Source organism: Paenibacillus sp. JJ1683 (assembly GCF_053006485.1).
This window is the reverse complement of record NZ_CM129820.1, coordinates 5,615,327-5,636,647: the sequence shown is the minus strand read 5'-3', so window position 1 is coordinate 5,636,647 and position 21,321 is coordinate 5,615,327. Positions and strand designations below refer to the sequence as shown.

At 43.5% G+C, this 21,321-nt stretch carries 24 protein-coding genes; 7 read left to right on the top strand and 17 right to left on the bottom strand.

The window, feature by feature from the left end:
* Positions 1–94: 94 nt before the first annotated feature.
* The 3 genes from ACUC6J_RS24370 to ACUC6J_RS24360 all read right to left on the bottom strand — a co-directional run bounded on the left by ACUC6J_RS24370 (position 95) and on the right by ACUC6J_RS24360 (position 2,806).
* On the bottom strand, positions 95–604 hold the full coding sequence (locus tag ACUC6J_RS24370) for a DUF1036 domain-containing protein (RefSeq protein ID WP_447249557.1): 510 nt from the start codon (positions 602–604) through the stop codon (positions 95–97).
* 81 nt (positions 605–685) lie between these two features.
* Positions 686–2,194 carry an aminotransferase class V-fold PLP-dependent enzyme gene (locus ACUC6J_RS24365; RefSeq protein WP_447249556.1) on the bottom strand — a complete coding sequence of 503 codons (1,509 nt, stop codon included), beginning with the start codon at positions 2,192–2,194 and terminating at the stop codon, positions 686–688.
* A 135-nt stretch (positions 2,195–2,329) separates the two neighbouring features.
* Positions 2,330–2,806, bottom strand: coding sequence for a DsrE/DsrF/DrsH-like family protein (locus tag ACUC6J_RS24360; protein WP_447249555.1), 477 nt, complete (start codon positions 2,804–2,806; stop codon positions 2,330–2,332).
* A gap of 199 nt (positions 2,807–3,005) precedes the next feature.
* On the opposite strand from ACUC6J_RS24360, the gene ACUC6J_RS24355 reads away from it, so the two are divergent.
* The 3 genes from ACUC6J_RS24355 (at position 3,006) to ACUC6J_RS24345 (ending at position 5,942) form a co-directional block, all read left to right on the top strand.
* Positions 3,006–3,743, top strand: coding sequence for a hypothetical protein (locus ACUC6J_RS24355; protein ID WP_090889130.1), 738 nt, complete (start codon positions 3,006–3,008; stop codon positions 3,741–3,743).
* Positions 3,744–3,842: 99 nt separating this feature from the next.
* A complete protein-coding gene (locus tag ACUC6J_RS24350) occupies positions 3,843–4,805 on the top strand; it encodes a radical SAM protein (protein ID WP_019689021.1) in 963 nt (320 codons plus the stop codon).
* Positions 4,806–4,967: 162 nt separating this feature from the next.
* Complete coding sequence (locus ACUC6J_RS24345; protein ID WP_025366203.1) at positions 4,968–5,942, top strand: aldo/keto reductase family protein; 975 nt, start codon at positions 4,968–4,970, stop codon at positions 5,940–5,942.
* An 84-nt stretch (positions 5,943–6,026) separates the two neighbouring features.
* On the opposite strand, the gene ACUC6J_RS24340 is transcribed toward ACUC6J_RS24345, so the two are convergent.
* The 5 genes from ACUC6J_RS24340 to ACUC6J_RS24320 form a co-directional block, all read right to left on the bottom strand.
* Entirely contained in the window at positions 6,027–6,422 is a 396-nt protein-coding gene (locus ACUC6J_RS24340; RefSeq protein ID WP_257126491.1) for a hypothetical protein, read from the bottom strand.
* A 188-nt stretch (positions 6,423–6,610) separates the two neighbouring features.
* Positions 6,611–8,551: an ABC transporter permease gene (locus ACUC6J_RS24335; protein ID WP_257126490.1), complete on the bottom strand. Its 1,941-nt coding sequence runs from the start codon at positions 8,549–8,551 to the stop codon at positions 6,611–6,613.
* Positions 8,541–9,302 (bottom strand): ABC transporter ATP-binding protein, encoded by a 762-nt coding sequence (locus ACUC6J_RS24330; protein ID WP_025366200.1) that lies wholly within the window; start codon positions 9,300–9,302, stop codon positions 8,541–8,543. Before ACUC6J_RS24330 ends, ACUC6J_RS24335 begins: the two co-directional genes overlap by 11 nt.
* A gap of 102 nt (positions 9,303–9,404) precedes the next feature.
* Positions 9,405–10,409, bottom strand: coding sequence for a sensor histidine kinase (locus ACUC6J_RS24325; RefSeq protein ID WP_447249554.1), 1,005 nt, complete (start codon positions 10,407–10,409; stop codon positions 9,405–9,407).
* On the bottom strand, positions 10,402–11,097 hold the full coding sequence (locus ACUC6J_RS24320) for a response regulator (RefSeq protein ID WP_447249553.1): 696 nt from the start codon (positions 11,095–11,097) through the stop codon (positions 10,402–10,404). Before ACUC6J_RS24320 ends, ACUC6J_RS24325 begins: the two co-directional genes overlap by 8 nt.
* 164 nt (positions 11,098–11,261) lie before the next feature.
* Here ACUC6J_RS24320 and ACUC6J_RS24315 point away from each other — a divergent pair, with 164 nt between their 5' ends.
* Complete coding sequence (locus ACUC6J_RS24315; RefSeq protein WP_019689016.1) at positions 11,262–11,891, top strand: YfbR-like 5'-deoxynucleotidase; 630 nt, start codon at positions 11,262–11,264, stop codon at positions 11,889–11,891.
* A 153-nt stretch (positions 11,892–12,044) separates the two neighbouring features.
* Here ACUC6J_RS24315 and ACUC6J_RS24310 read toward each other — a convergent pair whose 3' ends face one another.
* Entirely contained in the window at positions 12,045–13,229 is a 1,185-nt protein-coding gene (locus ACUC6J_RS24310; RefSeq protein WP_090889120.1) for an RCC1 domain-containing protein, read from the bottom strand.
* Between the two features lie 117 nt (positions 13,230–13,346).
* Between ACUC6J_RS24310 and ACUC6J_RS24305 the strand changes: the two genes are divergently transcribed.
* The gene (locus ACUC6J_RS24305) at positions 13,347–13,838 is read left to right on the top strand and encodes a hypothetical protein (RefSeq protein ID WP_090889118.1); all 492 of its coding nucleotides are present in this window, start codon (positions 13,347–13,349) and stop codon (positions 13,836–13,838) included.
* Between the two features lie 48 nt (positions 13,839–13,886).
* On the opposite strand, the gene ACUC6J_RS24300 is transcribed toward ACUC6J_RS24305, so the two are convergent.
* Positions 13,887–14,594 carry a phosphodiester glycosidase family protein gene (locus ACUC6J_RS24300; RefSeq protein ID WP_174821028.1) on the bottom strand — a complete coding sequence of 236 codons (708 nt, stop codon included), beginning with the start codon at positions 14,592–14,594 and terminating at the stop codon, positions 13,887–13,889.
* A 235-nt stretch (positions 14,595–14,829) separates the two neighbouring features.
* Here ACUC6J_RS24300 and ACUC6J_RS24295 point away from each other — a divergent pair, with 235 nt between their 5' ends.
* Positions 14,830–15,816, top strand: coding sequence for an aldo/keto reductase (locus ACUC6J_RS24295; RefSeq protein ID WP_447249552.1), 987 nt, complete (start codon positions 14,830–14,832; stop codon positions 15,814–15,816).
* A 114-nt stretch (positions 15,817–15,930) separates the two neighbouring features.
* Here ACUC6J_RS24295 and ACUC6J_RS24290 read toward each other — a convergent pair whose 3' ends face one another.
* From ACUC6J_RS24290 to ACUC6J_RS24265, 6 genes are all read right to left on the bottom strand, one after another.
* Positions 15,931–16,230 carry a spore coat protein gene (locus ACUC6J_RS24290; RefSeq protein ID WP_016822558.1) on the bottom strand — a complete coding sequence of 100 codons (300 nt, stop codon included), beginning with the start codon at positions 16,228–16,230 and terminating at the stop codon, positions 15,931–15,933.
* The gene (locus ACUC6J_RS24285; protein WP_151255227.1) at positions 16,227–16,439 is read right to left on the bottom strand and encodes a hypothetical protein; all 213 of its coding nucleotides are present in this window, start codon (positions 16,437–16,439) and stop codon (positions 16,227–16,229) included. Before ACUC6J_RS24285 ends, ACUC6J_RS24290 begins: the two co-directional genes overlap by 4 nt.
* Before the next feature lie 29 nt (positions 16,440–16,468).
* Positions 16,469–17,605 carry a zinc-dependent alcohol dehydrogenase gene (locus ACUC6J_RS24280; RefSeq protein ID WP_107733684.1) on the bottom strand — a complete coding sequence of 379 codons (1,137 nt, stop codon included), beginning with the start codon at positions 17,603–17,605 and terminating at the stop codon, positions 16,469–16,471.
* Positions 17,602–17,982 carry a spore coat protein gene (locus tag ACUC6J_RS24275; protein WP_090889294.1) on the bottom strand — a complete coding sequence of 127 codons (381 nt, stop codon included), beginning with the start codon at positions 17,980–17,982 and terminating at the stop codon, positions 17,602–17,604. Before ACUC6J_RS24275 ends, ACUC6J_RS24280 begins: the two co-directional genes overlap by 4 nt.
* 40 nt (positions 17,983–18,022) lie before the next feature.
* On the bottom strand, positions 18,023–18,274 hold the full coding sequence (locus ACUC6J_RS24270) for a hypothetical protein (protein ID WP_016822564.1): 252 nt from the start codon (positions 18,272–18,274) through the stop codon (positions 18,023–18,025).
* A 73-nt stretch (positions 18,275–18,347) separates the two neighbouring features.
* A complete protein-coding gene (locus ACUC6J_RS24265) occupies positions 18,348–19,886 on the bottom strand; it encodes an FAD-dependent oxidoreductase (protein ID WP_123797822.1) in 1,539 nt (512 codons plus the stop codon).
* 157 nt (positions 19,887–20,043) lie between these two features.
* Here ACUC6J_RS24265 and ACUC6J_RS24260 point away from each other — a divergent pair, with 157 nt between their 5' ends.
* Positions 20,044–20,712, top strand: coding sequence for a hypothetical protein (locus tag ACUC6J_RS24260; RefSeq protein ID WP_090889114.1), 669 nt, complete (start codon positions 20,044–20,046; stop codon positions 20,710–20,712).
* 210 nt (positions 20,713–20,922) lie between these two features.
* Here ACUC6J_RS24260 and ACUC6J_RS24255 read toward each other — a convergent pair whose 3' ends face one another.
* Positions 20,923–21,216 (bottom strand): DUF1330 domain-containing protein, encoded by a 294-nt coding sequence (locus ACUC6J_RS24255; protein WP_016822569.1) that lies wholly within the window; start codon positions 21,214–21,216, stop codon positions 20,923–20,925.
* Positions 21,217–21,321 lie beyond the last annotated feature (105 nt).

The window sequence follows — 21,321 nt, the reverse complement described above, 5'->3', positions numbered from 1 at the left end:
GTATAGAGAAAGATAAAGGAGCAGACCATGTGAGGAGGTCGCTCCTTTTTTGGTTCTAAATAATCTGTACAGGTGGGGCCAATCAGATCATTGTTTATTTGGTCCGTTTTTTATGCGTGATGCGTCTTTGCAGGAGAGGCTTTCCTTGTTTAAGTCTCTTAGGTTTTGCAGGAACTCTGCGCAAGATAGGTTTCTCTTGAGTTGCTTTGGAAGGCAGCGTCATGCGGAGTGTGGTTGATGCAGGTTTTCTTTGACTGCTGCTTGTTATAAAGTCGATAGTATAGTTCAAGACGAACGGGCTAACCGCAATTCTCCGCAGTCCCACGTTTCTACAAGTGGTACAGCCTGTATCCCAGCACCAATCGAAGGCATTTTCAGGAACTTGAGTGAAGTATGAACCTCGCCATGTACGTCCAAAGTCATCCTCGGCATAATAGAAAAACGTATTACCTCCGGCGAAGCCGCTCCATACTTGAATCGTTTGACCGGGGTTCACACGAAACCAGCCTGCTTTAGAGTAGTTAACAGGAGTACAGCTGAAGTCCGGATAGGGAAAAACTAGAAAGATAGCCGCATTGGTGCTGTTGCGAAAATTGACACCCATTGTCGCCCCTTCTTTCCTCATATAGTAATCTTACAGTGTAGCTTATGAGTATTTTGAAAGAAGGAAACGGACAAGAGTCTTTTAATTGCTAAAGTTGAACCATTTGCTGATGTCTATTTTGTGATGTTCATTCATAGATCGCCATTCGTTTGATTCCGGTTGATAGGTATAATCTTTTTGCCAGGTTATGATGTTTTCCACGATAGCCCGTATGGAAGAGACAATATAGGAGACTTCCTGATTGGTCATCATGGGATGAAGCGACAGACGCACCCAGCCCGGCTTTCGAGATAAGTCTCCCTCATGAATCAGGTCTGTCATTTGCTGAGATGCTTGCTGGTCGATGCCCAGCAAATAATGTCCATAGGGGCCTGCACATGAACAGCCGCCTCGGACCTGAATGCCAAATCGATCATTTAGTAGTTTTACAATCAGGTTATAGTGAATATGACCGACAACGAAAGAAACGATTCCCAGCCGATCTTGGCTGCTTCCTCCCAAAATATGCAGACCTGGTATGGTGCCCAAGCCTTTTAGCAATAATGAGGTCAGCTCCTTTTTACGCTCCAACATGCGGCTGTATCCCATTTGTTCCTTCAGCTGAATACAGAGCGCGGTTCGAACAGCCTGTAGAAAAGGAGGGGTCCCTCCATCCTCGCGTGCTTCAATACTATCCTTATACTCGTATCCACCCCAAGGATTGGTCCAACTCACCGTACCGCCCCCGGGTTGATCGGGAGCACAATGGAGGCACAGCCGCGAATCCATAATGAGAACGCCGCTTGTACCGGGGCCACCAAGGAATTTGTGAGGGGAAAATACAATTCCGTCCAGTTTCTCAAGGGGATCTGTAGGGTGCATGTCGATCTCCGCATAAGGTGCGCTTGCCGAAAAATCAACGAAACATACGCCGCCATGTTCATGCATTTTGCGGGATAACTGGTGAATCGGCACTTCAAACCCTGTAACATTGGAGCAGGCGGTAAAAGCGCCAATCTTGATCGGGCGATGCTGAAATTGAAGCAGCAGTCGTTCGAGATGAGCTGGATCGACCATTCCTCCAGGACCTGGAGGAAGACACACAACGTCTCCAATGGTTTCTGCCCAGGAAATATGGTTGGAATGATGCTCCATGTGTGTAACAAAAATAACGGGACGGTCTTTTTCAGCGATGGGGTAGAGGTGCTTTAATTTTTCATGTATTTTCAATCCTAATAGTCGCTGAAGTTTATTCACCGCACCTGTCATCCCGGACCCGGCGAATAGAATGATATCATGTTCATTGGCATGAACGTGGTTCTTAATGATTTGTTTTGCTTTTTCATAGGCTTGGGTCATTAGAGTACCTGTCAAATTAGACTCCGTATGCGTGTTCGCCACAAATGGACCTAATTCATGAACTATTTTCGACTCGATGGGGCCATACAAACGACCGCTGGCTGCCCAATCCGCATAAATCAGCTTTTTAAGCCCATATGGAGATTCAAAGGTCTGGTGATAACCGATTGTATTTTCGCGATACTTTTGGAAATAAGCCTCGTTAGAAGGCTGATACCTACAGTTACTACTTCCGATTCGAGCCATGAGCATACGGCGCCTCCCAAGTCGTTCTATCTTCTTAGGGTACGTAGGGAGGCTGGAATAGGTTAAAAAAAATAGGCGAATGTCATCATTTAGTCAAAATAAAAAGCCTCATCCAATAGCAGGATAAGGCATGAGGATATATTAGATAAAAAGCTGCATATCCGACTCAAGCGCATCTTTTAGATACGTTTTTGCCTCGATAATTTCCAGTTCAGGGATGAATTCTTCCGGTTTAAAACCCATAATATCCACCGATAGCTTGCAGGCATAAAATTTGACGTTTTTCTTCCGGGCTCCTTTCAGGAAATGGATCAGCTTCGGTGCCTCATTGTCTTCCAGCATTTCCGTCAGCATCAGCTTGCCCAGACCGCTAAAATTCATATGGGATAGCGGTAAAGCTTCAGGCCCCTTGGGAGTCACCAGATCCATAAGTTTCTCGTAAATGGTCTTGTCCTCAAGCGTCATTTTATCGGGATCACGAACCAATGATAATCCCCAGAATGCAAAAAACATCGTAACCTCGACACCCAGCTCCCGAGCTGTATTGGCCAAAATCAGTCCAGCCATAGCTTTATCATAATCGCCGCTGAACATCAGCAGATTCATCCTTTTGTCCACGATCTTCCGCCTCCATTACCAACAGATATATTCAGTATGGATTTGGAAAGGAGAACTATGCCCAGTTCACATATTGATCACAATTGTAGGAGATGTGTCGGATTCAAGAGCACTATTCAATATATGTTATTATTATCTATGGAAATTACATAGCACCATTGTTTATGGAATATAAGAACAAATGAGGAAGGAACGGGTTTTGAAATTTATGAGGAAAACATCGTCTATAATGTTTTTGTTTTTATTGCTGATTGTGACAGCATGTGGAACCCATCAAGAGAAGAATACGGATTCATTTTCAAAAGCCTCAATCTCCAAAAATATGTCCTCCGAGCAACCGATAAATTCTGAAGAGAAGAAGGAAGATGCAACTGATGCAGGCCAATCTATGAAAGTGGTCGTATCTAAAGAAAAAGCTATAATACGTTCAGAAGAGGGAAATTCGTTAGTTCATGCAGATTGGACGTCAGGCCAACCTGATGTGGAGTTACCCCTTCAAATGGGGGCAACTAAGGCTGAACTCGTATTAGGGATGGATCATCCTAACGGAGTGAAAACATTGGTGGTATTCCCTTCCGAGTCTACAGGTTGGCCACTCGACTTGTCTTCAACTGGAGAATCGGAAGCCTTTGACGAGTTTGGTGAATTGAAAGCAGGCTATAGGCTTCAAGCGAGCGTTTACGATTTTGATCATGATGGAACCAACGAATTAGTCATTGCAGCGGGTGACTTAGCTACGAATGCTGAGATATGGGTTTTTTCATTTACAAATGTAGAAAACATTAAAAAGATAGATCCCTTTCATCAGGAGTTAGCTGTAACAGGGCAATCCTATATTACTTTAAATGGACATGAATTAGATGTGCCTTATGGCTCTCAAGGTTTATTTGAGACTTATAAGTATATAGATAAAGAATTTCTTACTCCGGTAAAGTAAGCTCACCGTTACCAATGTCATATCTACAAACCGCTCCCATTCTGTATAATCTCAAGGGAATTCAAGACACAAGCCTGAGATCGGGAGGACAATAAGAAAGTGAGTATAGAGAACAAATATAAAGCACTTGAGCTGGAGAAGCCGGGCATTTATGAGCTAGAGGGACTGGAAGTCGGGGTCACCTCTAATTGCAACTTCAAGTGTGATTACTGCTGCGCATATCAGCGGAACGACGGACAATGCATTAGCAGTAAAGAGGTCAAAAGTATCATTGATGATATTCCAACGTTAAAACGTGTGCGACTGTCCGGGGGAGAAGTGACCTTGAAGTATGAGGACTGTCTGGATATTGTGGCTCACTGTTCGAGCAAAGGAATCGCTACCCAGCTCAATACCAATGCCAGCTTGCTCAGCCCTGAACGAATTGAGAAGCTGCGTGACGCGGGGCTTTCCAACATTCATATCTCCTTCAACTTTACGGATGCCGATAAATATGCACAGTATTATCATGTTCACCCTCGCATGTATGAGAAAATCGTTCAAAATATTCGGTTGTGTACCGAAGCCAAGTTGGAAACGGTGCTGGAAACTTTGCTATTTGCAGAGACACAGAACAATATGCCAGCAATCAGTGAAAAAGTATACGAACTCGGTGTGCGCATCCACGAAATCCAAAACAGCATTGTGATGGATCATACGAATTGGAACGCGATCTCCACCAAGGAAGCACTTGTCCGTTCCGTTCATGACCTGATCGCTCATAAAAAAGACGATACCGTGCTGTATTTCACCTGTATGGACCGTTTTGCTGAGGCGCTGGGCTTCAAGGAAGAGCCAGGTGTATATTTTTCCAACTGTGTTGACGGTAAGAAACAGCTTCATCTTCACGGGAACGGGGATATTCTGATCTGTGAACTTTGTCATCCTGTGGTCATCGGTAATATTTATAACGGAACGTCCTTAAAGGATATTTACAAAAATAAGCCGAAGCAACTTCAGGAGTTTCTCGACAAACTGCCTTGTCCTGCATATGATGCGCTTTTTCCTGTAGGAAGCAAGTAGACATGATTTGAGATTATGAGACTACAGCATCTACCACCCTAGCAGTCGGGGTGGTAGATGTCTTCATGTAACTCCATGAGTCCTTTATTATTTGTTTTAATGAAAGGGTTTACATGCTAAAATATATAAAAATGCGAGCTTCTTAGGAAAGAAGGAGTAGATATGAGATATAGAAATGTAGGCAATAGCGGTCTTAAAATTAGCGAAATCGGACTGGGGAGCTGGTTAACGTACGGTACAGCCGCCGAGCAGGAAGCAGCTCATACCTGTATTGCCAAAGCCTTTGAACTTGGAATCAATTTCTTTGATACCGCGAACGCGTATAACCGTGGAGAAGGCGAGAAGGCTATGGGAGCCGCTTTGAAGCCTTATCGAAGAGAGAGCTATGTGCTTTCTACCAAGGTTTTCTTTCCTATGGATTCTGGTCCCAATGACAGAGGGTTGTCACGCAAGCACATTATGGAACAATGTGAGGCGAGTTTGAAGCGCCTCGGCACAGATTATATCGACATGTACTTCTGCCATCGTTATGATCCAGACACTCCGTTGGAAGAGACACTGCGGGCGCTTGATGATCTTCAGGCTCAAGGCAAGATCCTGTATGCTGCGGTTAGTGAATGGAGTGCTGCCCAGCTTACGGATGCCTATGGTATTGGAAAACGGCTGAATCTGCGCCCGCTGATTGCCAATCAGCCGATCTATAATATGTTCGAGCGTTATATCGAGCATGAGGTACTTCCCGTATCCGGTCAGGTAGGCATCGGCCAAATTGTATTTTCACCTCTGGCCCAAGGTGTCCTCACAGGTAAATACAAGCCGGGACAGCCTATACCGACGGGTAGCCGCGGGGCTGATGCCTCTGTCAATAATGTCATCAGCAGTTATATGAACGATACTGTTCTAAACTGCGTTCAGGAGCTGGATCAGCTGGCGAAGGACTTGGGTATCACCCTGTCACAACTCGCGCTTGCCTGGATTCTGAGAGAACCGGGGATCAGCGCTGCACTGATTGGGGCTACTAAACCGGCACAGATCGAGGAAAATGTGAAGGCAGTCGAGGTGACTTTGCAACCGGAGACCTGCGCGGAAATTGAGCAGATTCTGAAGCAAGCAGAGGGTTTTGAGCCTTTGCGCTAAGCATCCACACGAGCCTCTATTGAGGGAAGCCATCAATAACAAAGTCTCGCTCTTCCTGTCCGTAACAGAGAAGGGCGAGACTTTTTAACTGGCATCAAGCATGGCATAGATGCCTGAAACCACACTAAATGCAATTCCGCTCACTAAAACAAGGATTTGCTTCTTGCTGAGATCCAGGGGATCAAAAAAGATGGGCAACAGCCATTTTAGGGTGATAACAGCCCATAAGCCCTCCAGTAACGCTAGTATCAATACCTTTTGCCCCCACTGAAGCTTCATTTGCGGTGTTAGCGGACCTTCAAGAAACAGGTCACCTGAAGTATGAATATTCCAAGAAACAATAACTACGAATATAAGAAGAGTTAATAGTGTTGACATAATATAGGCGATATCTTTTTTGGCCTTTTTCGTAAGTTTTGGCGATTTTTTAAACTCAGGCAAGCCAATCAGGAAAAAAACGATTCCCATAAAAATAGCCACGCCTATAAAGGAACCCAGTATAATATTCGCTATGATGCCGATGCCATTGATGATTAATAATAAAATAAGCTCCCCCCCTTGGGGTTACGATGATAGTTATTTTATTGTACACGCAGGAACAAAAATGCTCAAATATTTGGAAAAGCCCCCGGCACTTGTGCTGAGGGCATTTTTTGATTTTTTGCCAGTTATAATGCTGATTTAATGACCTTTTTATAATACAGAATGGATAGCACTCCAAAGATGGAATATAAGGCGGTGTATAGTACCATCACGATGATCATAGGCATCCAAACTTCGGTCCCAAACAAGAACCAGCCGGATTGGACGGCGAAATAGCTGTGTGATAGGCCGATCACTAACGGAATGCCGAAGTTAAAGAGTTGTTTTATTTTAATGCCTCGTAGCAGGTCACTTTGGGTGAAGCCTAACTTTCTCAATACAGTATAATTGGCCTTTTCGTCTTCGCTCTCATCCATTTGCTTAAAATAAAGGATGCAGCCTGATGTAATGAGAAAGGTGAGTCCCAAAAAGCCAACGACAAACATGATCACTCCCATATTTCTCTTCTGATTACTGCTCATTTCAAGCTGTGATGTTTGTTGATCATTAAAATTCGCAGCTGCAAAGAGGCGATCGGCTTCTTCAATCTGCGCTGAATTTAGCATATCAATTCCAATATATAAGGAGGACTTCTTTTGAATCTCTGGATTTACATCTTTCTTTAACCGCTCAAAAATGGTTTCGTCTACAATGACAGTGGGTACTCCCCCGGCTGCAAAATAGTAGGGAATCACATAATCCTTTTTTAGACCCACATATTGTTGAGGTATGACTTCTGTTTTCCCCTTCAAATCCAAGGGTCCAAAGTCTTTTAAGGACATGAATTTCTGTAACATATCATTATAGCCCGTTAAAACCGTTTGGCCTGGAGATACATCCGTATCCTCCACAGATCGGTCGCTTACGACAGGCAGTGTCGTGAAATCCGCACCCTTATTTAATTGTTCCATAGGAGTCTCCATAATTTGCGCTGTCTTCACACTGACTTGAATCACTTCAATTTTCTTTTCTCGATACTGTATATCATGCTCATGAAGTAACGCTTTGAATTTCTCCGCATCCGGCACATTCGTCATGGCAAAATGGGAAGGTACATTATCCTCAGCTGCTTGATCCGCAGAATAATAGGCGATATAGCTTAAGGATAGTAAACCGATAGCAAGTGCCGATACTGTCGTAATAATGGTTAACAACAAAGCATTGGATTTCATGCGGAACATAATGGATGAGAGGGACAGCACCTCATGAATGTTTAAGTAGCCGCCTTTACTTTTTCTGATGATATTGGAAATAAAGCGGATGGACCCTTTATAAAAGAGAAATGTTCCGATGATGACAGAGCCCAAAATAAACACCATTGCCATAAATAGCTCATTTAGGGATGTAAAGTCTCCACCAAATAATCTGGAGGAAACATAGTAACCTAACGCGATGAGTGAGACGCCAATGATCCCGATAATCATCTCAAAGATCGTTATTTTCTTGATTTTCCCTTCGGTGGTTGAGGTCACTCGGAACAAAGACAAAATACTTTGTCTTTTGATAAAAGAGTAATTCATGACCATAATCAGCAAGTAGATGACAACAAAAACGATGAGTGTTTGAGTCAGTGCTTGGTTCGAGAAATATAGAGTGGCAATAGCCTCGACGCCCGTCGTCTTAAATAAGATCATGATCACTAATTTGGAAAAAGAAAATCCAACCCCAATTCCAACGAAAAGAGAACCGAAGTATAAAATTAAGTTTTCAGCACTTAGAATGCGAAAAATTTTACTTTTTGTCATTCCGATCAGTTGAAATAGGCCAATTTCTTTACTGCGTCTTTTTATAAAAATATTATTAGCATACAAAAGGAAAATGCATACAATAGCGACCAGTAAGACGGATGCTGCCCGTATAGAAGCTGCGCCTTTAACAGAGCCCTTCACTTCGTCCATGGAGGGATCGTATTGTAATGTGACAAAGGCGAAATAGAGCGCAACACTGAAAATGAGAGCAAAAACATAGAGGTAATAATTTTTCAGGTTTTTTTTCAAATTCTTTAGAATGAGCAGATTAATGTTCATATTGGACCCCGCCTAAGACTGCTTGGGTTTTCATGATATCCTGGAAGAAGCTTTGCCTTTCCTGCACGCCTTTATGAAGCTGCGTATACATTTGCCCATCCTTCATAAAAATGACTCGGCTGCAATGGCTGGCTGCAACAGGATCATGCGTGACCATAATAATAGTTGCTTTGCGCTTTTGGTTCAGCTGACCCAGCTTGTTTAATAGATCAGAAGCCGACTTCGAATCAAGCGCACCCGTAGGTTCATCGGCAAAAATAATCGTAGGCTCATGAATAAACGCTCTAGCCGCAGATGTACGCTGTTTCTGTCCACCCGAAATTTCATTGGGATACTTGTCCTTGAGCTCATAAATCCCCAGTTCTGTAGCCACCTCCTGAAATCTTCGGTTGGCCTCTTTTTTAGGCGTTTTGGTGATAGATAGGGGCAAAAGGATATTCTCCTTCACGGTGAGCGTATCCAGCAGATTATACTCTTGAAAAATAAAGCCTAAATGCTGTTTGCGGAATTCAGCCAGTTGCTTTTCTTTCATTTTCGTCATTTCGATATCATTGATCTTAATGGAACCGTGGCTTACTTTATCAATGGAGGAAAGGACATTTAGCAGAGTGGTTTTACCTGAACCGGAGGCTCCCATAATACTGACAAATTCACCTTCCTCAATAACGATATCTATTCCCTTCAAAACCTCCTGCATATTTAGCTTATTACCATAGCTTTTGTGAATCTTATGGGCTTCTAAAATATTCACTTCGATGCACTCCTTATTGTTCTTGTAGCCTTATTATAAAAATCGTGCCGATGCTTTTCCCTTGATTGGGCGAACAATACATAAAAGCATGTGACATCTCTGTCACATGCTCATCATACTTACGAAATCATTTCGTTTGGGGAAAATTAAAGTGAAGGTAGTACCCGTGTTCGGTTTGGAGTGCACATCTATATGTATGAGCAAGGACTGCGCTGCCTTTTTCGTTAAATATAACCCCATGCCTGTTGAAGTATGATCGGAATGTTGGGTCGTGGATGTAAAACCTTTCTCAAAAATACGAGGTATATCCTTCGGATCAATCCCACGCCCAAAGTCTTGAACCTTAAGCTGTATTCGATCCTTATATTCATAGCTGTGAATGATAATATCACTGGCATCGCTATATTTGATGGCATTGGTTAAGAGCTGTCTGATGATAAAAGCTAGCCATTTGGCATCACTTAGCACTTCCATTTGCTCAAGTCGGATTTCAAAACCGATCCCTTTTTGGATGCACCATGACTGTAATGCTTTGATCTCTTTAAAAACCAGAGATTTTAAATCTACTTGCTCGACGTACAAATCGTTTTCAATAAAAGATATGCGCTTCTGATGCAACTGTTGGTCCAGCAGTAAATGAATTCGCAGCCATTCATAAGTTAGCTGAGCCTTAAGAGATTTGTCATCCAGTCGCTCAATCATCAAATGCATAGCGGTTAAAGGTGTTTTTACCTCATGAATCCATGATAACAGCTCATCCTTTTCGTGTTCCAGAGTCAATTGATTTTGCGAGATCATCTGTTGTAGTCGTTCGGTCTGATAGACAATTTTGTGTTCAATGATTCGCTCAAATGGACTTTCAGGTTCGCCCATTCCGGTTAATTCGAGAGGCCCCTCCCATTCTTCCAAGGCTCTATAGAACTTGGTTTCCTTGGGATAGCGAACGATTAAAAAAACCAGGAAAACCAACATAGATAAGAAAACGACATACAGGATCGGCATTAACGGGATGGCCGTATCCACATAAGCAATGAGAAGGATCAGCATTTGTTGGCATACAAAAAGTAGAATCCAGCTCCGCCTCTCTGTAAGGTATTTTTTAATCATAGGCAGGTGCCTCTTCTGTAGCCATGTAGCCTTGCCCCACTTTTGTTTCAATGAAACAGCCCAAATCCAGCTCGTCCAATTTTTTACGCAGGCGGTTCAAGTTGACGGTCAGGGTATTGTCGCTGACAAAACGTTCATCATCCCAGAGGCTTTTAATTAATTCCTCTCGTGTGACAATTTTATTTTTTTGTTCAATCAGCAGCTTCAAAATAAAAATCTCGTTCTTGGTTAATTCGATGGAGCCAGCCTCATTGGCTACTACATTTTTTTCATAATCGACCGTCGCTCCACGCCATGTTTTCAGGGAAACAGGTTCGGTATTGTAATTATATACACGGCGAAGTGTCGCTTGTAATTTTGCAATCAGTACATCAAAATGGAAGGGTTTTTGGATAAAATCATCCGCTCCAAGCTGCATCGACATCACCATATCCGTAGGATGATCCCGTGAAGATAAGAAGAGGATGGGAACGTTAGAGTGGGATCGAATCATTCGACACCAATGAAACCCATCAAATTTCGGCAATTGAATATCAATCAGGACCAGATCAGGCTTTATCGTTGTGAATTCTTGAATGACTTTACTAAAATCCTGGATGCCGTACACATCATAGGCCCATTGAGTTAACCTGTCCTTTATTTCATGGAACAAAGTTTCATCATCTTCAATCAGCAAGATTTTAAACAACGATTTCACCACTTTTACTTTTTTATATAAAGTGTATAGCAAAATTTGTTTATGTGCTATATGTGAAAGAATCAACTTGATATTGCGATAATCTGCTGTTAATAGTTGAGGTTTATAGTTGGTTTATATCTACTATTTCATACCGTTAAAGGATGGATGTATTGATGGGAATTCACACCTATTTTCGATCGCTAAATGAGTTGGAAAGAATTATTCGTTGTCCAGGCAAGTTTAAATTCGAGGAACATAGTGTATCGGCTCATTCCTGGAAAGTAGTACAATATGCCAAAACCCTGGCTGATATCGAAGAGAGAAACGGCCTCAATATTGATTGGAAAAAGCTATACGAGATTACCAGCAGTCACGATTACGGCGAGATTTTTATTGGAGACATTAAAACGCCTGTTAAGCATTCCTCCAAGGAACTACGGTTATTAATCCAGCAAGTTGAAGAGGGTATGATAGAGTATTTTATAGAAGAGAATATTCCCGAGGATTTTAAAGCAATTTTCCGCAAGCAGCTAAGAGAAGGTAAAGATGATTCTGTTGAAGGCTTAATTTTAGAAGTAGCGGATAAAATGGATCAGGTGTATGAAGCGTTTGCCGAGCTTCAGCGGGGGAATACTGAAAAGGAATTTATCGTGATGTATCGCAATGCGCTTGTAAAAATCAAAAATATTAATTTGAAATGCGTTGAGTATTTTTTGGAAAATATCCTGCCGGATATGGTTAAGGAAGAAACGCCTTCATCCATTGATATAAAAAAGATCACGGAAGAGGCTTTAGCTCTGTAAATGAATTTTCTCGCCGTCTTTCAGAAGCCGCGAAGCGCTTCTGTTCATACATAACAATAGTTTTTTTATAATAAAGCAGGTTCTATATGAAAATAAAAAAGCAATCAGGACAGTTGATTGAACCTGCCCTGATTGAATTGGAGAGAACGGAGCTTATTTGGAAAATGGATTCGGGAAATTCGTTTTCGTAGCAGCATATTGTTCCTTGGTATTGCCAATGCCCAGTTCACCATTTCTGTTAAATCCCCAGGACCAGACTGTTCCATCGGCTGTCAAAGCATGCGAATGGTTGCCTGCTGCACTGAAAGCGACTACATCGGTTAGAGGCGTATTCATCTCATCTACAACCTGAGTCGGGACTTTAATCGAAAACACATCAGTCCCATCACCTACTTGTCCTTCATTATTGGTTCCCCACCCCCAAAGGGTTCCGTCATTTTTCAGTGCGAAAGTTTGGGTTTTGCCTGCTTTCAGTCTATTTACATCGGAAATATTAATCAATACGGGGGATCTTCTAAAGGTAGAGGTTCCATCCCCCAGCTTACCCGAAGTATTGCTACCGGAAGCGTATACTTCTCCGCTATTCGTTAACACATAAATGCGGTCAGCTCCAGCGGTAAAGTTTTTGATATCATCAATTCGGTATTGAACAGGGGTAAGCTGGTTTTCTTTATCATCCTGTCCCAGAGCGCCATCAAAGCCACGTCCCCATACCCATAACTGATTGTTTTTGTCTAGAGCCGCGCCAAAGCTATCACCAGCGTCAATGGCTACAATATCTTCTAAGCCTTGTACCTGAACAGGTTTCACGGAAAAGGCGGAAGCCCCTTTTGTGCCAATGCCCAGTTGTCCAAAATTATTTTCTCCGTAGGCCCACACGGTTCCGTCATTTTTGAGCGCAAGCGTAAACTGGCCTCCTGCTCTCACTTCCTTAACATGATCAATATATTTGTTTTTCACAGGGACTCTTGCTGTATCCCGCTTGTTCCCGGTCCCTAGCTCGCCGTAACTTGCAAAACCCCAAGACCAGATCGTTCCGTCTTTTTTGAGCAAGGTTGAGTGCAAATCACCAGCATCAATCATAGCGATGTCAGATACATCTGCTTGCATCGGGCTTGTTTTATTATTTCCACCGCCATCGCCTACACCGAGCTTGCCATTACCATTACTTCCCGTTGCGTAAAATGAAGATCCATCTTCCATAGCCAAGTAAGCATTAGTGGTCCCTGCCGAGAGCAAATGATCGTAATTTACAGTAGAATCAGCGCTTGCCGTAATAGAGCTTCCTACTAAAAGTGTTGATGCAGCGAGGACTGCTAAACCGAGTTTTTTTAACATATAATTGCACACCTTTCAAAATGTAATGGTTAAATACAGGATAAAAGCAACCAAATTGTTCCTGTTACGTCTTATTAGTAATTCGCAAATGATAAACCAGATTAGGGAGGATCACTGATGAAAAAAAGAGTTTCTGTCCTTGTCTTACTTATGGCAACATCATTGTCCGCATGCGCTAAAACCGAATCGGCGCCGCCAGTTAAACAACCTCATAAAAATGAAGTGGTGGTTCAATCCATTTTTGATCTAGAGCGCCTAGAAAGCACAATGGTGTATACGGGGCGTGCTAAAATTAAAAGCATCGAAAAAATGGATAAAGAAATCGAGCAACCATTGGCCGCTCCCAGCATGAACTACTTGATCCGATTTGAACAGCCAGTTCAATTTGCTCAAGAACTACCCCAAAGTGACGATCCAACGGAGAAGCCTATTCAATCGGTCTATATATCCGTTCCAGATACACATATTTATAAGCAGATGGATGGTCAGCGGAGGCAATTAATCCGTCCAGCAAAATTACAGGCAGGGCAATCCATTGAAATCTCCTACGTGTACCCTGCAACACCTGTTTTCCTGGCATTGGAAATTACCGTATTGGATGATTTGTAGAGGAGGCCGGTAGGGCCTCCTTACACCTATGAAAGCACGTCATAAGGCTTAGGTGATATTAATGAGTTTTACCATGTTGTAGATATAACGTGTTTGCTCATATTTGACCATAGTGCCTGCAGAATTTTTGACCTGAATGCCGGACGAGCCTCCACCATCCAGAAGAATGGCTTCGAAACAATCCTGCTTGATAAAATAGTTGCGAAGTTGTTTCAGTGTTGCATTTTCATGAACAACCAGATAGACCTGCCAAATGTTATTGACAACTTTGAAGCCCAAGCCTGTCCGTCCGATGGATTCGGTGTATCGCAGGGTTCCGTTCAAGTCGAAATTTTCAATCTCTTTCAGCTCCTTGAGCCATACATCTTCCTCATTTTTCAGTGATAGACTACCGCCGCTAATAATGGATTTGTACTTAATTGCCGTTCCCATTTGTTTTTTGAGATCCGTCACACTTGAAGTACGGGTAATCCCTATTTTTGTTTTGTTGCTTTCCGTAAAAATAAATGCAGTACCCCGACTATTCTCTTTGGCATTTGCCTTAATATCGTGAGTATTATTAGGTGTCACCGCAATGGATAAACCTTGAGTCGGCGGCGTTGTAGTGCTGATAGGGTAAAAGAAGCCCCCATTAATCCCGTAGTCGGTTTGCTGTGTGATCCGGCTTCGAATATTTTTATTTTGAATATTCGAGGCTGGCGTAATGATCACATGGAAACCATCAGACGTTTTGGTGTAAGAGTAGTTTGCTGGCATGGGAAACCTCCAATTAGATGATTTTGAAACAGAATCTCGCGCGATAATTCGTTTCTCATATATATAGGAAATTTACAGCAGCCTTTTACAACCCTGAAATCAAATTTTTTAAAAAAAATTTGAACATCATATACGACACCACTTGACTTAAAGTTAACTTTAAGTAGTAACATACGGGGTGTAACGTGGTGATTAGGAAATACGTAACTATTCTGACAATTTAGGAGTGATAGAATTGAGAAAGAAACAACTGGGTAACAGCGACCTTCAAGTATCTGCTCTAGGGCTGGGCTGCATGGGGATGTCTGAGTTTTATGGTGAGTTGAATGATCAGGAATCGATCAAAACACTTCATCGTGCGTTAGAGCTGGGGATCAACTTTTGGGATACTGCCGACACCTACGGTGTGGGGAAAAATGAAAAACTGATCAGCCAAATCCTGCGGAGCCACCGGGATGAGGTGGTGTTGGCTACCAAATTCTCCATTATGCGCGGAGAGGATGGGGGATTCCTGGGTGTTAGTGGCCGTCCTGAATATGTAAAACAGGCATGTGATCGCAGCTTGCAAAGATTGGGTGTAGATGTGATTGATTTGTACTACCAGCACCGGGTCGATCCGAATGTGCCTATTGAAGAGACAGTAGGGGCGATGAGTGATCTGGTTCAAGCGGGAAAAGTCCGCTATCTGGGGCTATCTGAAGCGTCTCCTGCACTGATCAGACGTGCTCATAAGGTACACCCGATTACAGCGTTGCAGACAGAATACTCCTTATGGAGCCGGGAAGCAGAAGATGAGGTTATACCGACATGTAAGGAGCTGGGCATCGAATTTGTGGCCTACAGTCCACTTGGCCGCGGCTTTTTGAGCGGGCAAATTCAGAAGTTTGATGATTTCGCAGAAGATGATTTCCGTCGCACGGTGCCGCGTTTTCAGCCTGAGAATTTCCAAAAGAATCTGGATCTCGTGCAGCATGTTAAGGATCTTGCGGCTCAAAAAGGAGTCAAGCCTTCTCAGCTTGCTTTGACCTGGCTACTTGCACAAGAGGGAATTGTACCAATCCCCGGCACCAAACGGGTCACGTATTTAGAGGAAAATGCAGGAGCAGTTGATGTGGGCTTGTCCGCAGAAGAAATGGAGACGATTAACGCCATCATTCCTAAAGGAATGGCAGCCGGCCTTCGTTACCCGGCAGAGCGGATGCCAAATTGGCAAGCTGAATAATAAGGATCACGAGATAACCCCTTAAGCCGTCTTTAACACGAATCGGCGTGAAAGACGGCTTAAGGCTTTATATATAAGCAGGAACGTGCTTCGTATAATGCCGAAGGCATCCTTTTACAAAACAGGAGCTTGCAATGCAGTATTGATATTTTGCAGATCCACCGACAGCTGCTCTTTTACGTTCCAGGGGTGATACCAGCCACGTTCGATCATGTACGTTGAAATTTGCTCATGCATATCGATAGCTTCATCCAGTTGTTTTGTAAGCATAGCTTTAATTTCTGGAGTTCCCGCTTCCGTTACGGCCATAGCGTAATTTCTCACACCGCTTTTGGCGGTGTTTAAAAAATCAGCAGCAATCACTTGGTCGGTTAACGTATTGAGTCCGGTCAAATACTCCAAGAGTATATTCATTGCTCCACCTCCTGTGATGACGAGGCTTGATTTAGAACGTTACCCAGCTCTTGCAATTGTCGTGTTGTTAGGTCAACGTCCTTTTGCAAAATAGCTTTGAGAACCGGATCAGAGATCAATGCTTGCATTGTTTTAGACTTGGTAAGACACACTGTTTTGAATGCTGACAATTCATGGACTTCAAGTGTTTCGTGCAGGCCATACACCATATAACATTTGCCTCCAGTCCAATATATAGTTAAGGTTTAAGTACAACTTTGATGCAATTGTCTTGTCTGGTATCGAAAATTTCATATCCGCGCTTGGCATCGCTTAGTGGAATGACGTGTGTGACAACGTCACCAGGGTCAACCTTCCCCGTATCTATCAACTCATACATGTAAGGCATATAGTGAATAACAGGAGCCTGTCCCGTACGTAAATTAACATTTCGCTGAAAAATATCTCCCATCGGAAAACCGTTATATCGACCGCCGTATACCCCGGTAACTTGAATGGTGCCCCCTTTGCGGACAGCCTGTGTAGCTATGACTAAGCCTCCCAAAGCTCCACCGTGAAGTTTAAGACCTGAAGCCAAGGATTCCAGCGGAGACATTTTGCCGCTCATGCCGGAGCAGTCAATAACTACGTCTGCGCCTCCTTTGGTCATCTCCTTCAGATAGTTGCCGACGTTTTCTTGCGATTCCACATTCACGATCTCCACATGATTGGTGCGCTTTGCGTGTTGCAGACGATAATCCAGATAGTCTGCCGCAATGACTCGTTTTGCCCCTTTGAACCAGGCGAATTTTTGCGCTAATAGACCTACTGGTCCACAGCCAATAACAATGACAGTATCCCCAGCCTTCACTCCGGCATTATCGACGCTCCAAAATGCAGTAGTCATAGCATCAGCAATCAGGCAAAGCTTCTCATCAGAATGTTCGCAACTCTCCGGAATTTTGAAATGAGTGAAGTTGGCAAAAGGCACACGTAAATATTCAGCTTGTCCACCTGGATATCCACCGGTTGTTCCGGAATAGCCAAAAAAACCGCCCATCTCTCCATTTTCATTCGAATGATCACATTGGCTTTCCAATTGGTTTTTACAGTAAAAGCATTCACCACACGCGATGTTGAACGGAATGATCACGCGATCTCCCTTTTTCAAGTTAGTCACGCCGCTGCCGACTTCTTCTACAACCCCCATCGGCTCATGCCCAATTACATAATTCTCTTGTAGATTCGGAATCATTCCATGAATGAGATGCAGATCTGAACCGCAAATAGCGGTTGTTGTCAGTCTGACAATCGCATCATCGGCTTTTTGAATACGTGGGTCCGGAACGTCTTTAACGACAACATTTTTGATACCTTGGTAGGTCACTGCCTTCATGCCTGCTTCCCTCCAATATGTTCGTCCGGCGTGCGGTCAAACATACCTTTGCGTGTGGTATCGTCTGGGAACAGTTTCATCTTGCTAATGTCCACCGTCTTATTGGCTGACAGTTGATCCAATTGATATTGCTTTTGCAAATCATAGGGATGAAACCATTTTTTTCGTACCATCAGTTCAGTAATTTCCTGATGAAGCGCGATACCTTGATGCAGTTGATGGCGCAATAGGGTTCTGGCATCGGTAGAGACGGTTTCTGTTAAAGCTACTGCTGTGTTCCGAACCCCTTCCTTGACGCGAACCAGAAAATCCATTGCAAGTGTCGTGTCTGCCATTTCGGGCATATTTAATGAGTTTTTTGGGTCCACATAATCCATTTTGGCGGACTGGGTCTGGCTAGGTGTCACATCATTCACCTCAATTTAAAATTGGTGTTGGACGGGAGTCAGGAACAGGTGCTTGAAACGGTGCTTTAGCGTAGATTGCTTGCAAATCAGCAATAGCCTGAATAGATTGCTGAACATCTTTTTCCATTAAATCCTTTAGCTCTTGATCGAATACTAAGCCCTGCATTAATTTGGACTTGGCTAAACATAACGTTTTGAAGTTAAGCACTTCATGGATCTCTAGGGACTCATGCGCCGCTAATGTAGGCTGTTGGCTTATCATAGGATCACCTTTCTTTTATGATTCTCGAAGGTATGTTGTCCAGCATAACTAGATTTATTCCGAAAGGATCGTTCTATTCGGCTTCAACCTTGCCAAGTGCTTTTTTAGCGGGTCCCTCAATTACTTCGCCTTGATATGAAAAGCGAGAGCCATGACATGGGCAATCCCATGTTCTTTCCGCCTCGTTCCAGTCAACTTCGCAGCCCATATGGGTGCACGTTGTGTCTACTAGGTGCAGTGTCCCCTGTAAATCTCGGTAAGCGCCTGCCCTTTTGCCATTCAGCCGAATGACTGCCCCTTCGTCTTGCTGGAGTTCTTCGGCTTTTTTGTGGCTGATTCCCAGCTTCCCGGCAATCAAGTGTTTAGCTACATTCGCATTTTGTGTCACAAATGTTTTAATGTCGGGGTCCGCATGAAATCTTGAAGGGGAGAAAAGATCCTGATACGGGCTTTCCTTTCTGGTAATCAGATTCGTATTTAATAAAGCCGCTGCGACACTTGTGGTCATCCCCCATTTTCTATAACCCGTAGCCAAGAGGATGTTAGGAACATCGGCTAATTCCTGCCCGATATAAGGGAGCTTGTCTAACGAATACAGGTCCTGGGCCGACCAGCGATAGACGATTTCTTTTAACCCAAATGTTTGCTCTGCGAACTTTTCTAAAGCTTCATAGTATTGAAATGTGCAGATTCCTTGACCCGTTTTGTGGCCTTCGCCGCCGACGATGACCATCGGTTCACCGTTTATTAGTACAGAGCGAAGCGAACGTTTGGGGGTTTCCGCACTTAGGTACATGCCACCCGGATAGGTTTTGTCCGTCTTGACGGCTAGGACATAAGACCGCTCGGCATGCAATCGCGCAAAATAAAGACTGTTTGGATCATTAAACGGAAAATGAGAGGAGGATACGACATGGTTGCAGGTAATTTTATGCCCGTCGCTTGTTTTAATGATGGCAGGGTTTCCTTTATCCACACCCACAACGGTAGTCTGTTCATAGATTTTCCCGCCTTGCCGAATGACTTGATTTGCCAAATACCTTAAGAAAGGAACCGGATTAAACTGAGCCTGGTTTTCCATCATAATAGCTGCTTTAGTTGAGAAAGGCAGAGGTGTTTGTTCGACATAACTTCCCGGGATGCCAAGTTCCTTATAAGCTTTATACTCGTCGGCGATTTTTTCCACATGCGTATCTGCACTTGTATAAACATAGGCATCTTCTTCTGTAAATTGACAATCAATATGATTCTCTTCTACCGTTTGTCTGATGAATTCAAGAGCATCACGGTTGGCTTCGTAATAGAGCCGAGTTTTCTCCTTGCCAAAATGTGAAAGAAACTCGCTGTAGATCAAATCATGCTGTGCGGTAATTTTGGCGGTCGTATGGCCTGTTGTTCCATGAAGTATCCGCCCTGCGTCGACGACTGCGACATTTAGCCCTTTTTTGGACAGTAAATAAGCAGTGGTAATACCCGTGATCCCCGCACCTACAATAGCAACATCCACCTGAATATCTTCACTGAGCTTGGGAAAACTGGGGATGTCAGTTGAAGCTAACCAATACGATTCTGGAAATTGCGGAAAGGCGACATGATTTTCATCTTGTTTCATTTTCACAAGCACCCCTTTGACTACAATTATTGTATACATTGTTATCATTGTATGATTTTATATACCCTAAAAAGGGATACTTTCAGCCAGCCTTCATCTTGTTTTCAGCCTGACTGGGTACAATCAAGGCAATTTTCCCGGGGAGGATGCATAACTAATGAAAACAAAGACGAAAAAGACGGTTTGGATTCCGGCAATCATTGCAGTTACGGTAGCGGCTCTACTCGTAATCTACTATTACTACATGTCCTCGGTTTCCGGTGGCAAGCCTGGCATGCGACCTCCGGGAGGCGGCAATGTACCAGGGCACATGGGCGGAAGTCCCGGAGGAAAAGGTGGTGGGGGAAACGGAGAAATATTTAACACCTTGGGAACGATCTCCGTTTTTCTTGGGGCGGCCTCTTTCTGTTGGTTCTGGTTTAAGAAGAAACTGAGATCACCGTCAATGTTGGTTCAAAAGGCCGGAAAGTTGTTTCACTCCTTGCATAAACTGCTGGGTTGGGCGACCTTGATTCTTATTGCCGTTCATGGTGTCTATTTCCTGATTACCAAATTTCAAGATCACAAAACCTACTCCGGCCTAGCAGCCTTTGCTATTATACTGGCTATCTCCGGGTACGGTTTCTATATTAATAAAGTACGTAACAAGTGGATGCGAACCATCCATCGTATACTTGGACTGCTGTGGGTTCCCGTGCTGCTACTGCATGTCGGCGGAACAGCAATTATGGCGGTCATCGCCACTCTTGCCGTGGGGGGACTAGTCTGGACAATCGACAGAATGGCGGAGAAAACGATGAAGCCTGTCGCAGGGGACACTCTATAATTTTATGGAATGGTGTTACCTTCATTCCGGGGGAGAACAAGATGCTGGCGGAGGTGTACGGTTACATTTTTTACGTTGTACTAGAAAAACTGCTGCGTCCTTAATAGGACGTAGCAGTTTGTTTTATTTAATGACTATGAAATTAAATAAGCTAGTTACCTAATTTGAATGCGAATTGTCCTAATATATGCAAAGTAGCAGAACAGGAGTTTATGCTCTTCCGTTAACCAGAATAACATTAGCTTGAGTTCCTGATTGGCGCAGCTTAATTAAGGGCGCGTAGTCATCGGAATAATAGAACTGCTTGGCAGCCTCGTAAGTCGGGAATTCGTGAACTACGACTATTGACGGCTTCCATGTGCCTTCCAGTGTCTCGGGCTGTGGATCTAGCGTAAGGTTGCGGAATCCCGGAACTTTCTGCAGCAGCGCATCTGCTAGCTCTGCGTATTGTTTGAAAACAGCTTCTTCCTCTACTTTTATATCTACGATAACATATGCGCTCATATTCATTCTCCTCTGTATGTCGGACGGTGATCATACGTCCTAGGATTTCGCCGGCGAGCATCTTTAGCTTAATCCGACACGCGGAGATTTGTAAATTAGGCACTT

What these genes read in the sequence shown, in the direction of transcription:
- ACUC6J_RS24255 (WP_016822569.1), bottom strand. Translation starts at nt 21,216, where the DNA reads ATGAGCGCATATGTTATCGTAGATATAAAAGTAGAGGAAGAAGCTGTT.
- ACUC6J_RS24265 (WP_123797822.1), bottom strand. Translation starts at nt 19,886, where the DNA reads ATGAAACAAGATGAAAATCATGTCGCCTTTCCGCAATTTCCAGAATCG.
- ACUC6J_RS24290 (WP_016822558.1), bottom strand. Translation starts at nt 16,230, where the DNA reads ATGAATATACTCTTGGAGTATTTGACCGGACTCAATACGTTAACCGAC.
- ACUC6J_RS24365 (WP_447249556.1), bottom strand. Translation starts at nt 2,194, where the DNA reads ATGCTCATGGCTCGAATCGGAAGTAGTAACTGTAGGTATCAGCCTTCT.
- ACUC6J_RS24305 (WP_090889118.1), top strand. Translation starts at nt 13,347, where the DNA reads ATGAAAAAAAGAGTTTCTGTCCTTGTCTTACTTATGGCAACATCATTG.
- ACUC6J_RS24280 (WP_107733684.1), bottom strand. Translation starts at nt 17,605, where the DNA reads ATGAAGGCAGTGACCTACCAAGGTATCAAAAATGTTGTCGTTAAAGAC.
- ACUC6J_RS24310 (WP_090889120.1), bottom strand. Translation starts at nt 13,229, where the DNA reads ATGTTAAAAAAACTCGGTTTAGCAGTCCTCGCTGCATCAACACTTTTA.
- ACUC6J_RS24315 (WP_019689016.1), top strand. Translation starts at nt 11,262, where the DNA reads ATGGGAATTCACACCTATTTTCGATCGCTAAATGAGTTGGAAAGAATT.
- ACUC6J_RS24370 (WP_447249557.1), bottom strand. Translation starts at nt 604, where the DNA reads ATGGGTGTCAATTTTCGCAACAGCACCAATGCGGCTATCTTTCTAGTT.
- ACUC6J_RS24335 (WP_257126490.1), bottom strand. Translation starts at nt 8,551, where the DNA reads ATGAACATTAATCTGCTCATTCTAAAGAATTTGAAAAAAAACCTGAAA.
- ACUC6J_RS24260 (WP_090889114.1), top strand. Translation starts at nt 20,044, where the DNA reads ATGAAAACAAAGACGAAAAAGACGGTTTGGATTCCGGCAATCATTGCA.
- ACUC6J_RS24275 (WP_090889294.1), bottom strand. Translation starts at nt 17,982, where the DNA reads ATGGATTATGTGGACCCAAAAAACTCATTAAATATGCCCGAAATGGCA.
- ACUC6J_RS24345 (WP_025366203.1), top strand. Translation starts at nt 4,968, where the DNA reads ATGAGATATAGAAATGTAGGCAATAGCGGTCTTAAAATTAGCGAAATC.
- ACUC6J_RS24325 (WP_447249554.1), bottom strand. Translation starts at nt 10,409, where the DNA reads ATGATTAAAAAATACCTTACAGAGAGGCGGAGCTGGATTCTACTTTTT.
- ACUC6J_RS24300 (WP_174821028.1), bottom strand. Translation starts at nt 14,594, where the DNA reads ATGCCAGCAAACTACTCTTACACCAAAACGTCTGATGGTTTCCATGTG.
- ACUC6J_RS24285 (WP_151255227.1), bottom strand. Translation starts at nt 16,439, where the DNA reads ATGGTGTATGGCCTGCACGAAACACTTGAAGTCCATGAATTGTCAGCA.
- ACUC6J_RS24270 (WP_016822564.1), bottom strand. Translation starts at nt 18,274, where the DNA reads ATGATAAGCCAACAGCCTACATTAGCGGCGCATGAGTCCCTAGAGATC.